The following is a 14,582-nucleotide window of genomic DNA, read 5'->3' as shown; positions in this document are numbered from 1 at the left end:
TACCAAAATGCAGGTTACCGAGACGCTGAACGAAGGTCTGAAACGCGGCTACAACATCGTTGTGACCGCGGCCGAGCTGGACGACAAGGTTAACGAAAAGCTGACCGAAGCGCAGCCCGAAGTTGAAATGAAGGGTTTTCGCAAAGGCAAGGTGCCTATGGCGCTGCTTAAAAAGCAGTTTGGCCAGCGCCTGCTGGGCGAAGCGATGCAGGAAACCATCGATGGTGCGATGAACAAGCACTTTGAAGACAGCGGTGATCGTCCGGCTCTGCAGCCCGAGGTCAAGATGACCAATGAGGACTGGAAAGAAGGCGACGACGTCCACGTCGAGATGTCTTATGAGGCACTGCCTGCGATCCCCGAAGTTGACCTGAAATCGGTCGAGCTGGAGAAGCTGGTTGTCAAAGCCGATGACGCAGCCGTTGAAGAAGCGCTGAACAATCTGGCCGAGACCGCGCAGAACTTTAAAGCGCGCCGTAAGGGTTCCAAAGCCAAGGACGGCGACCAGATCGTTTTCGACTTTGTTGGCAAGGTTGACGGCGAAGAGTTCGAAGGTGGTTCAGCTGAGGATTACCCGCTGGTTCTGGGTTCGAACAGCTTCATCCCCGGCTTTGAAGAGCAGCTGGTTGGTGTGAAAGCCGAGGAAGAAAAAGACGTCAACGTGACCTTCCCGGAAGAGTACGGTGCCGAGCATCTGGCGGGTAAAGACGCCGTTTTCTCCTGCACCATCAAAGAGGTGAAGGAACCGGTCGCGGCCGAGGTCGACGATGAGCTGGCCAAGAAATTCGGCGCCGACGATCTGGCTGCACTGAAAGAACAGATTGGTGAACGCCTGGAAGCCGAATACGCTGGCGCGTCGCGCGCTGTTATGAAGCGTGCCCTGCTGGACGTACTGGACGAGAAGGTGTCGTTCGAACTGCCGCCGTCGCTGGTTGAAGCCGAAGCCAAGCAGATCGCACATCAGCTGTGGCACGAAGAGAACCCGGAAGTCGAAGGTCACGATCATGATCCGATCGAGCCGACCGACGAGCACAACAAGCTGGCCGAGCGCCGCGTGCGCCTGGGCCTGTTGCTGGCTGAACTGGGCCAGAAAGCCGAGGTCGAAGTGACCGATGCCGAGATGACGCAGGCGATCATGAACCAAGCGCGTCAGTACCCGGGTCAGGAACGCCAGTTCTTTGAATTCGTGCAGCAGAACGCTCAGATGCAACAGCAACTGCGCGCGCCGATTTTTGAAGACAAGGTTGTCGACTATATCGTCGAGCTGGCACAGGTCGAAGACAAAGAAGTCAGCAAAGACGATCTGCAGAAAGCCGTTGAGGCACTGGAAGAGGAATAATCCTCTTCCTTCCCCTTTTCAGGGGCAAAAAAAGCGGAGCCGTCTCGAAATTAGACGGCTCCGCATGGGTGGCTTTGTACTATGAGGTGAGGGGGTCAGGCCTCATGAGCAAAAGCACGGGGGGTTTGTAACAGAGCGATCTTCTGCTCTGGGGTGAAGGTGTCCGTCAGCGCTTCGATCAGTTTCAGCACTGCCTGTCTTTCAGCTTCGGTCTTGGCCGCACTCATCTGTTCGACAAAGTACTTCTCAAGATCCGTAAGCGGCTTGTGGTCACGATTTGCCGGGCTGAGTGTCTTGGCTTTCTTGGCCTCGAACATCTCAAGTGCCGTTTCTTCTTCGATGAAGACATCATGTTGGATGTCTGCAAATTCACGAAGTCCCGAAATCCGCTCTTCACTGCAGTCCAGTAGGGCGGCCATCGCGGGCACTTTTCCCATCGGAACCGTCTCGCCCACATAGTCGTAAGGTGCGCAATTCGATCGTTTGAGGACGCGGTTCATAACCGGGTCGATCACGGTGATGATGTCCTGAATACCTGCGCTGCGGCAGTATTCCAAAGATCCGATCATCAACTCGCAAGTCGCATAAGAGACCGAGTTCTTTTCCTTGCCACGCGTCAGGCGCTGCGTGTCGACGCAAAAACGGGTTGATTCCCACAATGTCGCGCTGCGCATTGGTGCTTCGCCGCACAGGATATCCGAGAAGACATCTGAAAGCATGTGTGGACCGGTGGTCTGGAGTGCACGCACTGCGGCTACGACGTTCCCCTCATCGTCGAGACCGATTACGTATGCAGGATCCAGGTGGTCGAACTGATCGATTTCTTTCCCATCTTCGATCTGTACATCCCATCCAAGCCGTCCGCCAAAGACGCGGGCGCGCAGTTCGAACATTTCGTCAAGTACCTCGGTGAACAGATGTCTGTTCAGCCCATCAACTACCAAAATCATGTTAACCCCCTTCGAGTGATCTGTCTGTGGATAAGACGTTACTCGGATTCGAGGGCGAATCTATTGGGGGTTTCCCGTAATATTGGCTTTTTTTGGCCGAATTTCGGAAGAATTTGGCTTTAACCTGGGTAGATTAGACCGATTCCGATGGCGCGACCGACTGCCTGGGGAGTCGTGAGTGCATTAAGCTTTTCGCGGGAAGAGCGCAAGTGTACCTCAACCGTGCGGTGCGAAATGGACAATATATCGCCGATATCCTGCTGGGATTTGCCCGCTGCGGCCCACTGTAAAATCTCCAACTCACGGCTGGAAAGGGTTGGGTGATACAGCATCCGGCTGATCGTATCCGACGTCATGACGTTGTCATGGATGTGCACGGCCAGAGATTGCAGGTCGCTGATCACATTTGGAACCAGCTTCTTCCATTCTTCGCGGCTGCAATCCCTTGTGGCGCTTAAAAGACCGATGTCACCATATGGGCCCCTGACAGGGATGGTAACCCCTTGATCAGGTATTCCAAAATCATGCGCATCACGGAATACGCGCTGGAAATCCTTGCCGCGCTCAAGGCGGCTCCAATCGACTGGGGCGATGCTGCGTTGAACCATGTGCAGAGTAGGATCAATCAAGTGCAATCCTTGCTCTTGATAGTGATTTTTCCAGTCGTCACCATAGGTCACATGGCCATGGATTGTTCCCGCTGCCGGGTTCATACCGGCATAGGCCGCATGGTCCATTTCGTATTTGTCACAGACCTGCTGCAGGAACTCATCATAGCGAGAGTCCTGTTCGGGAAGGGTGCTGAGATCAACAATATCCATACGGTAACGACCAGTTAGACCCGAGTGAGCGGGCGGATCCCCTTGGCCAGGAAAATGGTACAGTCTTCCCTGACGTCAAGCAGCACATCACATTTCGCCTGTTAAGACAAGAAGATGTGGGAAATGTCTGCCTTTTATAGGCATTTGTGCCTTTCAGACACACAATAACGCACCGCCGCAGGGTGTTAACGTCAGGGTTGTGCAGTAGGTCATGGGATTCGCCGTGGCATTATGATGATTATGTGTGTGCATTACACGACGATTGCGAATTAAACATGCCTATTCTGTGGCAGAAACCAGACCAGTTTCAACCAACATGCCGCGGGCCTTTGCCTCGGGCCAATAGCCTTTGGCATAGAGAAAGATGGCACGCTGTTGATCTCCATCAGACAAAAGCCAGGCACCGCGCAAGTATTTTCCGGCGAACTCCAGATTTGTATCCGCGTCAAGCAAGCCTTCGGCGTTTCCAGAATACCCCATTGATCTTGCGGTCGCCGGAAGGATTTGCAGCAGTCCATAGTAGGGCCGGTTTACGGCCCAGGGGCGGTGCGTGCTCTCTCGGATCGCCAACTTGTGCACCAACTCGCGCGGAAGCTCGTAATGATCAGCCCATTTATTGATCGAGGCGCGCAGTTCGGGTGTTTCATTCGGGTAAAGTGGCGGATCATATGAGTCCCCGCCACCCGACGATCCGGGGCCACCGCACGCGGCCAATGGTGCCAGTAGCATCAAAGTTAATACACTGCGGCGAAGGAGGGGGGTCATTCTCGTACTCCTGATTTCGAGCGGTGATGATATGAAACCACGACCTGTCCGCAAGCCTACGAGCATAATCGGGCTAAATTTTGCCTGTCGCCTCGCGAAAGGAAAAAGGGCTGCGCAACAGCACAGCCCTTCGCATTTTGAAGTATTGCCAGATCAGGCTTTGGCTTCGTCTTCTTCAGCCGGAGCTTCTTCGGCGACCAGATCTTCGTCTTCTGATGCGGCCGAGCCGATGTCGTCGAACAGTTCGGCGATCTCGAATTCAGCAGCAGCTTCTTCTTCAGCGGCTAGTTCCTGGATCGATTTGCCCGACGCTTGCAGTTCGGCTTCTTCTTCCGAACGGGCGACGTTCATTTTGATCTCGACTTCGACCTCGGGGTGCAGCTTGACGGCAACCGCGTGCAGACCCAGTTCCTTGATCGGAGCAACCAGAACGATTTGCTTCTTGTCGACAGTGAAACCAGCCTCGGTTGCAGCATCTGCGGCGTCACGCGGTGTGACCGAACCGTACAGAGCACCGGCATCCGATGCCGAGCGAATCACGATGAACTGCTGACCGTCCAGCTTTTCAGCCAGCGCTTCAGCTTCTTTCTTGGTTTCCAGGTTGCGCGCCTCAAGCTGTGCTTTCTGGGCTTCGAACGAGGCGATGTTCGCGCTCGACGCGCTCAGCGCTTTGCCTTGGGGCAGCAGGAAGTTGCGGGCGTAGCCAGGCTTGACGTCAACGACGTCGCCCATCTGACCCAGTTTCGCAACGCGTTCCAGAAGGATAACTTGCATGTCAGTCTCTCCTTACTTCACGGCGTAGGGCAGCAGGGCGAGGAAGCGGGCGCGCTTGATAGCACGGGCCAGTTCACGCTGCTTTTTTGCCGAAACGGCGGTGATGCGCGAAGGTACGATCTTGCCACGCTCAGAGATGTAGCGTTGCAGAAGACGGGTGTCTTTGTAGTCGATTTTCGGCGCGTTCTCACCCGAGAACGGGCAGACCTTGCGGCGGCGGAAAAATGGTTTTGCGGCCATGGTTTATGTCCTTTCGTCAGGCGTTGATCAGCGGCGCTCGCGGCGGCCTTCGCGCTCATCGCGCTTCTGCATCTGAACCGAGGGGCCCTCGGCATGCTCGTCAACCTTGATGGTCAGAACGCGCATCACATCGTCATGCAGGCGCATCAGGCGTTCCATTTCCTGAACCGCACCCGAAGGGGCATCGGTTTTCAGAAAGGCATAGTGGCCTTTGCGGTTCTTGTTGATCTTGTAAGCCATCGTCTTGACGCCCCAGTACTCGCTTTCAACAACGTTGCCGCCGTTGTCAGCCAGAACGGTGCCGAAATGTTCGACAAGGCTTTCTGCCTGCGCGTTGGACAGATCCTGACGCGCGATCATTACATGCTCATACAGTGGCATGTGCACTCCTGTTTATATCAAGGCGCATTTCAAAGGCGGGGCCAGATGATCCTTCGCGACCCTGCCACGAGAGGCTGCGCGATTCATAACTCCTGCGAAGGATGGCCCCGTATACACGTTTATGGCGGCGGGGCAAGCCCTGCCACATATGCCCTTGTGAAGTCGCCCAATTTCCACTGGTGCGCCCAATTCCTGACGCTTTTCACCCCGAGGTTGTTTACGAGGTCGGGAGAACCCGGCAACCCGAAAAACATAGACAGGGCAAGACAATGGCCGTCATGAACACAAATACTTTTGAACAAACAGCGCCCCGCGCGGTATTTGAGAAATCCGTACCCGTTCTGATTACATTCGCTCCGAACTGGCGCGCCCGGATGGTTCTTTTGCGTGCCGTGGGTGCATTCCTGATCGTATCCGCCTTTTCGATGTGGCTGATGCCCGGTGCTGTGATGGGCGCCGAGGTTTGGCCCATCAAACTGGTCGCGTCACTCATGTTCCTGATCGTTGGTGTCAGCCTGCTGACCATCCAAACGATGGACCCGCGTCCAGATGCGTATTTCGATCCGATCCGTCGCGAGGTTCGCATTCTCCAGAAAAATGAAAATGGCCGCCCGCAAACAGTATTGCGCCGCAGCTATGACTCGCTGGGTGGAGCACGTTTTGTGGATGATCAGGTCGAACTGTTCGACGTCGATGGCAGCCTGCTGATGAAGCTGCCGCTGGAGTCAGCGGATGTCAGCTCAGCGCTCAAAGGTCAACTCAGCCAAAACGTAACAATTTTCGCCTGAATTTTATTCTGTTCAAAAAGGAACAGAGTTTGTGAATCAAAAATACTTGTGTGCCGCCCTTGGGCGGCACATTTTGGTTTCTGAGCAACCCACCCGGTTTGCCAACACAAAATTTGCGGAGATTGTCATGAAATCCACCCTTCTTGCCGCTGCTCTGGCCGTATCGGCGACCACAGCATTCGCCAGCGCAGAAAAATACGTACTGGACCCCAGCCACAGCCAGGTGATCTTCAACTATAACCACCTTGGTTTTTCGACCACTTACGGCATGTTCTCAGGCTTTGAAGGCGAGATCATGTTCGATCAGGAAAACCCGGCTGCTTCAAGCGTGAGCGTGTCGATGCCAGTCGTTGAGATGTTCACCGGCTGGAAACCACGCGAAGATCACTTCATGACCGAAGACTTCTTTGGCGTGACCGAAGGCGATCTGATCACCTTCACCTCGACCGGCATCGAAGTGACAGGCGAAGGCACAGCCAATATCACCGGCGATCTGACAATGAACGGCGTGACCAAATCCGTTGTTCTTGATGCCAAGCTGAATCAAGTGGGCGAACATCCGATGGCAGGCAAGCCATGGGCCGGTTTTGACGCAACCACCACGCTGGTGCGCAGCGAGTTCGACCTTGGTCAGTTCGCTCCGTTCGTGAGTGACGAGGTTGAGGTTCGGATTTCGGTTGAGGCACAGAAAGCCGACTAAGCTGACCTGAACAGAATTTCTAACCGCCGGAGGCAAACCCTCCGGCGGTTTCTTTATTCCTCGTCGCGTTCTGCCGTTAGCTCAACTGAGACTGCGACAGCGAATCCCAGTGAGTCTTCGGTCGGCTGCGACGTCCCAACATTGAAATCCATGCGGTTAAGCTCCAGCGTGCCTGACATGGTCGCGGTGTCACCCTCAAGCTCCAATGTGAACGGCAAGATGACATCCACGGACTGATCCCGGATCGTCAAAGGCCCGCGGGCTTCATAGCCCGCATCGGTTTTGAACAGATCAGCTTTGAATTGGGCCGTCGGGAACTGAGCACTGTCAAAGAAATCAGCGCCCATTGCCTGCTCGGTCACAGTACCGAGGCTGAGAGAGTTGATGGCAATCGTCACATCAACAGTGCCTGCCAGTCCCGGCTCTGCTGGGTCCTCAAATGCAATGGCAGCAGTCCAATCTGCGAACTTGCCTGTCACAGGGCTGCCCAGTTGGGAGATCGTGATCGAGAGGGTGCCGTCTTCGACCTCCCAGTCCGATTGGACCTCTTCAAGCTCTGCAGTGTCCACCGCAGATTGGCCGTGATCGTCAAACTCACCAGTGACCCAACCTCCGATAAGCACCACGCACCAGACGGCCAAAGCGGTAAACGCAGGCAAGACCGAATGGTGTTGTTCTGGTGGTTCGGGCGCATCCGACCGCCCCGGCAGCATGCGGCGCAGGGTGCTGTCTTTGTCTACCACGTGGTGTTTCAATGCGCCTGCGATGTGCAGTACCAGCGAAACGCCCAGAATCCAGACAAACAACCAGTGTAGCGCCGCAGTAATCTCGGCCAGGAAGGCTGACTTTGGGACGAGAGGCAGGTTTTGGCCAAACGGCCAAAGGATCGGTGCAAAACCATCGGTTGCAGCATGGTGAACCCAGCCGCTGAGCGGGACCAGCATCAGCGATCCGTACAGCAGCCAGTGCACCGTTTCAGCCGCAAAGGCCTCGGGCTTGTTGTCGGCGTTCAGCAAGCCCGGCTTGGTCTGCGTCATGGCCCAGAGGATTCGGGCCAATGCCACGAAGAACACAGTGAGCCCAACGGTTTTATGCAGCGAAAACAGGCGGGCCGCGCGGGCGATATCCTCTTCGGTCGTTGGGATGTTCGGATCGTATATCGCATGAGCCAGTTCATTTGCGAACCAACCCAGAGGCAGAGCCGTGAAGATCAACAGGGCGGTCAGCCAATGAAATGCTTTGGTTACACCACCATAGCTGGAGTGGGTGTTTGTCAGGGACATTGCTGGGCTCTCCGCATTGCTGAGTTGTGGGTAAGTTAAATGGATGCTGTGCGGACACAAGGCAGAGAAATGCACATCAAAGGTGTCCTGATGCAGAACGCAGGCAATGCTTGTGCCGCGCGATCAGTCAGTTTACACCGCGCCGAAACCTGACGTCACGCAAGAGGCACCAATGACACGCGCGTTTGTTTTCCCGGGGCAGGGCGCCCAGACCATCGGAATGGGCAAAGCTTTGGCCGAGGCCTATCCAGCCGCCCGCGCCATATTCGATGAGGTCGATGAGGCTTTGAACGAAAAGCTGAGTGACCTGATCTGGGAAGGCGATATCGCGGAACTGACCCTCACCCAAAATGCGCAGCCCGCGCTGATGGCAACCTCGATAGCAGCGATGCGTGCGCTCGAGGCTGAAGGAGCTTCAATCTCGATGGCGTCTTATGTGGCCGGGCACTCGCTGGGTGAATATTCGGCCTTGGCAGCAGCCGGGGCGCTGAGTGTTGCTGATACGGCTCGCCTGTTGCGGACACGCGGACAGGCGATGCAAAGCGCGGTGCCGGTCGGCGAAGGTGCAATGGCGGCCATCCTGGGGCTCGACCTTGAGGCCGTGCGTGCGGTCGCTGATGAAGCCGCGCAAGGCGAGGTCTGTCAGGCGGCCAATGACAATGACCCAACGCAGGTTGTCGTGTCTGGTTCAAAGGCCGCTGTTGAGCGCGCAGCCGAGATCGCCAAGGAAAAAGGCGCCAAACGCGCAATTATGTTGCCGGTAAGTGCTCCATTTCACTGTGCGCTGATGCAGCCTGCGGCAGATGTAATGGCAGAGGCTTTGGCTTCTGTGGAAATCAAGGCACCTGCGGCGCCCCTGATCGCCAATGTGCGCGCTGAGGCTGTGAACGATCCGGATGTGATCCTCCAACTGCTGGTGGAACAGGTCACCGGCTCGGTCCGGTGGCGCGAAAGCGTGCAGTACATGGTTGCGCAGGGTGTGACCGAGGCGTGGGAGATCGGCGCTGGCAAAGCACTGTCGGGTATGATCCGCAAGATCGATCGTGCCTTGGCCTGCACGGCGGTTGGGTCGCCCGAAGACGTACAAAAAGCCGTTAACCCCGGCGCATGAACAAAGAACAGTCGCCGGTGTCGGCGGCCAGAGAGGGAACATTGATGTTTGATTTGACAGGTAAGAATGCGCTGATCACAGGCGCTTCGGGTGGCATTGGCGGCGATATCGCCCGCGCATTGTACGATGCCGGAGCCACTGTTGGCCTATCAGGAACACGCGTCGAGCCGCTGCAAGCCTTGGCCGAGAGCCTGGGCGAGCGCGCACATGTCTTGCCTTGCAACCTGAGTGATCCCGAGGCTGTCGAAGCCCTGCCAAAACAGGCTGCCGAGGCGATGGGTTCCGTCGATATTCTGGTCAACAATGCTGGCATCACGCGCGACAACCTGTTCATGCGCATGTCGGATGAAGAGTGGCAGAGCGTGATCGACGTGAACATGACCGCCACCATGAAGCTGTGCAAAGGCGTGATCCGCGGCATGATGAAGGCGCGTTGGGGCCGGATCGTGAATGTCTCATCCGTAGTGGCGGCGATCGGCAATCCGGGGCAGGCGAACTATGCCGCGTCCAAGGCCGGTATGATCGGCTTCTCCAAGGCGCTGGCGCATGAGGTTGCAACCCGTGGTATTACGGTGAACGCGGTGGCACCGGGTTTCATCACAACCGCCATGACCGAAAAGCTAACGGATGAACAAAAGAAGGGTCTGTTGCTCAAGGTTCCGGCCGGTCGCATGGGCGATCCGCATGAAATCGCCGCAGCCGTTCTATACCTTGCCAGCCCCGAGGCGGGCTATGTAACCGGAAGCACCTTGCATGTGAATGGCGGTATGGCCATGTTGTAATCGCAATTTGAGGCGGATGCGAAAGCGTTTGCCTTGTGCGTTGTCTGTGTTATAGGCGGCGCATATGCGCAGGAACCGGTCCAAGGGCCGGTTCTCTGATTTCCCGGGGACCCGGGACCCAAACCGCCCGGAAAGGGCAAAACAAGTCCATCCCGAACGGGCAAGGGCAGAACCGGGCGGACAGCCCTGAAATGAAATGAGGAATAGACATGAGCGACGTCGCAGATCGCGTAAAGAAGATCGTTGTTGAGCACCTGGGTGTTGAAGAGGACAAGGTTGCTGAAAACGCCTCGTTCATCGACGATCTGGGCGCAGACAGCCTGGACACCGTTGAGCTGGTAATGGCATTCGAAGAAGAGTTCGGCATCGAGATCCCGGACGACGCCGCCGAAACCATCCAGACGTTTGGCGACGCGGTCAAATTCATCAGCGAAGCTTCCTAAGCTTAACTGACTGATAGAAAAGCGGCGCTTCCGGGCAACGGAGGCGCCGTTTTTTTGTGCCTGCCACAATTCATGCTTGCCATATGTGGGCCGTGCTTCGCACTCTGCAGTCTGAGGCATACAATTCAGAGCGGGCACGGGCATGATAAGATCCACCCCGATGATCAATACGGCGCGTCTGACTTTGTGTGCGATGCGCCCTGAAGATTTCAATCGCTTCGCCGAGATTTGGCGTGATCCAGATGTTGTGCGCCATATCGGCGGCACCCCGCTGACACGTGGCGAGGCGTGGGACAAGTTTTTGCGTAATGCTGGACATTGGCAGATGACCGGGTTTGGCCAATGGGGTGTCGTGCTGCAATCGAATCGTACCTTGATCGGGCAGGCCGGGTTCTTCTACGGCAATCGCGGGCTTGGAGACGACTTTGATGGTTTCCCCGAGGCCGGTTGGGTGTTGGCACCCGAGATGCAGGGGCAGGGATACGGGTGCGAGGCTGTGCAGGCCGCGCATGACTGGTTTGACCGTGTGATACCCGGCCCGCTGGTCGCCTTGATCGATGCGGATCACGAAGCCTCACAACGGCTGGCCGAAAAGCTTGGATATACCATGCTGCGCGAGGCGGAATACCGCGAAACGCAAGTTCACCTGTTTCGCCGAAATGGACCCCCTGCACGGGTGTGAAACGCATCCAATCGTCTGATGCCGCAAAATGACCGAGCTTTGCCGATCTTGTGAAATAAGGCGGCAATTTGAGACTTTATGCTATCGTGGAATTCCGGGATGATTCAGCGGAGGATATGGATCATGATGATTTACCCCACGATGGAGTTGCAGAACGGCCGGTGCGTAACGCTGGACAAGGGGCGTCTGGATGACGCGATGGTCTGGCATGTGAATCCGGTTGAAACTGCCCGCAGTTGGTCTGCGGCGGGTGCCGAGTGGATGCAACTGACGGATTTTGACGCCATCGAAGGTCGCGACACCAATTCTGAACTGGTCGAAGAGATCATTCGATCCTGTGAAATGTCAGTGCAACTGGCAGGCGGCATGCGCACACGCGAACAGGTGGAATACTGGATCAACAAGGGTGCTGGTCGAATCGTCATCGGCACACTTGCGGCCTGGGACCCGACTTTGGTGAAAGAACTGGCAAAGCTCTATCCCGATCAGATCGTGTTGGCGGTGGATGTTTGGCAGGGTCAGGTGATGACCGAAGGCTGGCGCAGCCAAAGTGCGTTTACACCGGAAGCTTTTATTGAAGCCTTCGCCGACGCGCCCTTTGCGGCCATTCTGGTCACCGATATCGATAGCGATATGGAGGATGTCGAGGCGCAGCTTGGGTTGATCTCGGGTTTGGCCGAACAATCACGCACACCGATCATCGCCAGCGGTGTTGTACGTACGTCGGACGACATTTCGCGCCTGGCTTATATCTCGAACATCTCGGGTGCGATTGTCGGACGTGCGCTGTTCCGCAAGACCGTTGATTTGGCCGACGCGCTCGAGGTTGCGAAACTGGCGCATGAGCCTGTTGCTGAATTCCAGTAAGCTAAACAGTCAAGGTGAAACCGCTTAGCGCGTCTTGCAGGGCTAGGCGGTTTATATGCACTCGAAGCGATTTCAACTCACTTGGCAAACGCTCTGATCCGGCAATGGCGATATGATGCCGGTTCAGAATGTGCCGTTGCTCTTGCCCCCACACCCCGGGCCGGGGTATGAGCGGTTCTCATAACAGGAAGCAGGCAAGAGGCATTTCATGCGCAGAGTCGTTGTAACCGGTCTTGGATTGGTCACTCCTTTGGCTAGTGGGGTCGAGGAAACCTGGTCACGGCTGCTGGACGGAGAATCCGGCGCGGGCCCGATCACGCAATTTGATGCCGTGGCAAGCGGGGTCACCACGACCTATGCCTGCGAAGTGCCGCGCGGCGATGGCACCGACGGGACATTCAACCCTGACGACTGGATGCCGCCGAAAGAGCAGCGCAAGATCGAAGATTTCATCCTCTATTCCATCGCGGCGGCCGAGATGGCCTGCAAGGATGCCGACTGGCTGCCCGAAGATGAAGAAGATCGGCTGCGCACCGGTGTTCTGATCGGTTCCGGGATCGGTGGGCTTGGGTCAATTGCCAACACGGCGAACCTGATCCGCGACAAGGGTCCGCGTCGTGTCTCGCCATTCTTTATCCCCGGTGCTCTGATCAATCTGGCCTCGGGTCAGGTATCGATCCGTCATGGGTTCAAGGGGCCGAACCACTCGGTCGTGACAGCATGTTCGACCGGTGCCCATGCGATTGGCGACGCTAGCCGCATCATCCGTGCCGGAGACGCCGACGTGATGATCGCAGGCGGTGGCGAGGGCTGCATCTGCGAAATCGGCATTGCGGGCTTTAACGCCTGTAAGGCGCTGTCGACCAAATATGCGGACGATCCGAAAAAGGCGAGCCGGCCTTATGACATTGACCGTGACGGCTTTGTCATGGGTGAGGGTGCGGGCATCGTTGTTCTGGAAGACTATGAACACGCCAAGGCGCGTGGAGCCAAGATCTATGCCGAGGTTCTGGGCTATGGCATGTCGGGTGACGCTTATCACATCACCGCACCGTCTGAGGATGGCGACGGAGCTGAACGCTCGATGAAAGCCGCCCTGCGCAGCGCAGGGCTGGAACCGAAAGATCTGGATTACATCAACGCGCATGGCACCTCGACCATGGCGGACACCATTGAATTGGGCGCGGTCGAGCGTCTGTTGGGAGATCATGCCAGCAATGCGACCATGACCTCGACCAAATCGGCAACCGGGCACCTGCTGGGGGCCGCTGGAGCGATTGAGGCGATTTTCTCAATCCTTGCGATCCGCGATCAGGTTGCTCCGCCGACAATCAATCTGGACAATCCTGCGGTTGAGACTCCGATCGATCTGGCCCCGAATGCGAAACGAGAGCGTGAGATCAACGTGGCCCTGTCGAACTCATTCGGGTTTGGCGGCACCAACGCAAGTGTGATCTTCGGAAAGGTCAGCTAAATGTGGCGAGCGCTCGCTTCGAACGCATTGACTATTCTGATTGTTGGGTTGTTCTTGATGGGCGGTGTCGTCATTTGGGGGCAGTCGCAATACAAGTCGTCTGGTCCGTTGGAAACCGCGATCTGCCTGCAGGTTAAGCCTGGGTCCAACATGACGCGCGTCAGCCGTGATCTGGAGGATCAGGGGGCGATCAGCAGCGGGCTGATTTTCCGCTTAGCCTCTGATTACACAGAGAAATCTCAGCAATTGAAAGCGGGCAGCTTTCTGGTGCGTGAGGGGTCGTCGATGGAGCAGATCATCGATGATATCACCCATAGTGGCGCCAGCACCTGCGGGACGGAGATCGAATACCGCATCGGTGTGACGCGTATGCAAACCCGCGTGCGTGAGCTGAACCCAGCGACCTTGGATTTTGATGAGGTTGCATCCTTTGTGATCGGCGAAGAGGACGCGCCCGAAGTTTACGCAGAGAAGCGTGGTGAGGCGGATACACGCTATCGGGTTTCTCTGGCGGAGGGTGTCACCAGTTGGCAGGTTGTTGAGTCGCTGAAGGCGATGGATTTGCTGACCGGTGAGGTGGCCGAGCTGCCCGCCGAAGGGATGCTGGCCCCTGATAGTTATGAGGTCAGGCCCGGTGAGGATCGGAATGAAATCCTTGCGGATATGCAGGAAAAACAGCAGCTTAGGATCAATGCCGCATGGGAACGGCGTCAGGACGGACTACCCCTGGGCAGCCCCGAAGAGATGCTGATCCTGGCGTCGATCATCGAAAAAGAAACCGGTGTGCCGGATGAGCGTGGCCAGGTGGCCAGCGTTTTTGTGAACCGCCTGAATCAGGGGATGAGGCTGCAGACAGACCCGACCGTGATCTATGGCGTGACCAAAGGACAGGGCACGTTGGGCCGTGGTCTGCGGCGGAGTGAGCTGCGCCGTGCAACGCCATGGAACACTTATGTTATCGAAGGGTTGCCTCCAACCCCGATCGCCAATCCAGGGCTTGCGAGTCTTGAGGCTGCGGTGGCTCCGGATGAAACCGATTTTGTGTTCTTCGTTGCGGACGGGACCGGTGGCCATGCCTTCGCCGAAACCCTGGATGAACACAATCGCAACGTCGCCAAATGGCGCGAGATCGAGGCGGAGCGGAGTTCAGGGAACTGATCTGATCTTCCGAGTTGTACAGGC

The 14,582-nt window shown here is 56.6% G+C and carries 17 protein-coding genes; 10 read left to right on the top strand and 7 right to left on the bottom strand.

The window, feature by feature from the left end; all coding sequences use genetic code 11:
• Positions 1-7: 7 nt before the first annotated feature.
• Positions 8-1,339, top strand: a complete 1,332-nt coding sequence (gene tig / locus ACR0B3_RS09605; protein WP_480808860.1) for a trigger factor — start codon at positions 8-10, stop codon at positions 1,337-1,339.
• Positions 1,340-1,434: 95 nt separating this feature from the next.
• On the opposite strand, the gene ACR0B3_RS09600 is transcribed toward tig, so the two are convergent.
• The 6 genes from ACR0B3_RS09600 to rpsF form a co-directional block, all read right to left on the bottom strand.
• The gene (locus ACR0B3_RS09600) at positions 1,435-2,289 is read right to left on the bottom strand and encodes an acyl-homoserine-lactone synthase (RefSeq protein ID WP_480808859.1); all 855 of its coding nucleotides are present in this window, start codon (positions 2,287-2,289) and stop codon (positions 1,435-1,437) included.
• A gap of 119 nt (positions 2,290-2,408) precedes the next feature.
• Positions 2,409-3,110 carry a LuxR family transcriptional regulator gene (locus ACR0B3_RS09595; protein ID WP_170686177.1) on the bottom strand — a complete coding sequence of 234 codons (702 nt, stop codon included), beginning with the start codon at positions 3,108-3,110 and terminating at the stop codon, positions 2,409-2,411.
• Between the two features lie 279 nt (positions 3,111-3,389).
• On the bottom strand, positions 3,390-3,839 hold the full coding sequence (locus ACR0B3_RS09590) for a transglycosylase SLT domain-containing protein (RefSeq protein WP_480809123.1): 450 nt from the start codon (positions 3,837-3,839) through the stop codon (positions 3,390-3,392).
• A 189-nt stretch (positions 3,840-4,028) separates the two neighbouring features.
• Positions 4,029-4,649: a 50S ribosomal protein L9 gene (rplI, locus tag ACR0B3_RS09585; protein ID WP_170724038.1), complete on the bottom strand. Its 621-nt coding sequence runs from the start codon at positions 4,647-4,649 to the stop codon at positions 4,029-4,031.
• 12 nt (positions 4,650-4,661) lie between these two features.
• Positions 4,662-4,889: a 30S ribosomal protein S18 gene (rpsR, locus tag ACR0B3_RS09580; protein ID WP_005608650.1), complete on the bottom strand. Its 228-nt coding sequence runs from the start codon at positions 4,887-4,889 to the stop codon at positions 4,662-4,664.
• Between the two features lie 27 nt (positions 4,890-4,916).
• A complete protein-coding gene (gene rpsF, locus ACR0B3_RS09575) occupies positions 4,917-5,270 on the bottom strand; it encodes a 30S ribosomal protein S6 (protein WP_068332653.1) in 354 nt (117 codons plus the stop codon).
• A gap of 278 nt (positions 5,271-5,548) precedes the next feature.
• On the opposite strand from rpsF, the gene ACR0B3_RS09570 reads away from it, so the two are divergent.
• Both ACR0B3_RS09570 and ACR0B3_RS09565 read left to right on the top strand, forming a co-directional pair.
• Positions 5,549-6,058: a hypothetical protein gene (locus ACR0B3_RS09570; protein WP_480779936.1), complete on the top strand. Its 510-nt coding sequence runs from the start codon at positions 5,549-5,551 to the stop codon at positions 6,056-6,058.
• Positions 6,059-6,185: 127 nt separating this feature from the next.
• Positions 6,186-6,758 carry a YceI family protein gene (locus ACR0B3_RS09565; RefSeq protein ID WP_170724040.1) on the top strand — a complete coding sequence of 191 codons (573 nt, stop codon included), beginning with the start codon at positions 6,186-6,188 and terminating at the stop codon, positions 6,756-6,758.
• A 53-nt stretch (positions 6,759-6,811) separates the two neighbouring features.
• Here the strand turns inward: ACR0B3_RS09565 and ACR0B3_RS09560 are convergent, their stop codons facing one another.
• On the bottom strand, positions 6,812-8,041 hold the full coding sequence (locus ACR0B3_RS09560; RefSeq protein WP_480808858.1) for a cytochrome b/b6 domain-containing protein: 1,230 nt from the start codon (positions 8,039-8,041) through the stop codon (positions 6,812-6,814).
• A 172-nt stretch (positions 8,042-8,213) separates the two neighbouring features.
• On the opposite strand from ACR0B3_RS09560, the gene fabD reads away from it, so the two are divergent.
• The 7 genes from fabD (at position 8,214) to mltG (ending at position 14,558) form a co-directional block, all read left to right on the top strand.
• Positions 8,214-9,152: an ACP S-malonyltransferase gene (gene fabD, locus ACR0B3_RS09555; RefSeq protein ID WP_480808857.1), complete on the top strand. Its 939-nt coding sequence runs from the start codon at positions 8,214-8,216 to the stop codon at positions 9,150-9,152.
• A gap of 44 nt (positions 9,153-9,196) precedes the next feature.
• Positions 9,197-9,934, top strand: coding sequence for a 3-oxoacyl-[acyl-carrier-protein] reductase (fabG, locus tag ACR0B3_RS09550; RefSeq protein ID WP_480808856.1), 738 nt, complete (start codon positions 9,197-9,199; stop codon positions 9,932-9,934).
• Positions 9,935-10,143: 209 nt separating this feature from the next.
• A complete protein-coding gene (locus ACR0B3_RS09545; protein ID WP_008756330.1) occupies positions 10,144-10,377 on the top strand; it encodes an acyl carrier protein in 234 nt (77 codons plus the stop codon).
• Positions 10,378-10,519: 142 nt separating this feature from the next.
• Positions 10,520-11,059, top strand: coding sequence for a GNAT family N-acetyltransferase (locus ACR0B3_RS09540; RefSeq protein WP_480808855.1), 540 nt, complete (start codon positions 10,520-10,522; stop codon positions 11,057-11,059).
• 123 nt (positions 11,060-11,182) lie between these two features.
• Positions 11,183-11,926 carry a 1-(5-phosphoribosyl)-5-[(5-phosphoribosylamino)methylideneamino]imidazole-4-carboxamide isomerase gene (locus ACR0B3_RS09535; protein WP_480808854.1) on the top strand — a complete coding sequence of 248 codons (744 nt, stop codon included), beginning with the start codon at positions 11,183-11,185 and terminating at the stop codon, positions 11,924-11,926.
• Between the two features lie 208 nt (positions 11,927-12,134).
• On the top strand, positions 12,135-13,400 hold the full coding sequence (fabF, locus tag ACR0B3_RS09530) for a beta-ketoacyl-ACP synthase II (RefSeq protein WP_170693637.1): 1,266 nt from the start codon (positions 12,135-12,137) through the stop codon (positions 13,398-13,400).
• Entirely contained in the window at positions 13,401-14,558 is a 1,158-nt protein-coding gene (gene mltG, locus ACR0B3_RS09525; protein WP_480808853.1) for an endolytic transglycosylase MltG, read from the top strand.
• The last annotated feature ends 24 nt before the right edge of the window (positions 14,559-14,582 follow it).

The organism is Ruegeria sp. CE9 (genome assembly GCF_056537425.1).
The sequence above is the reverse complement of the archived record's forward strand: the minus strand, read 5'-3'. Positions and strand labels throughout refer to the sequence as shown.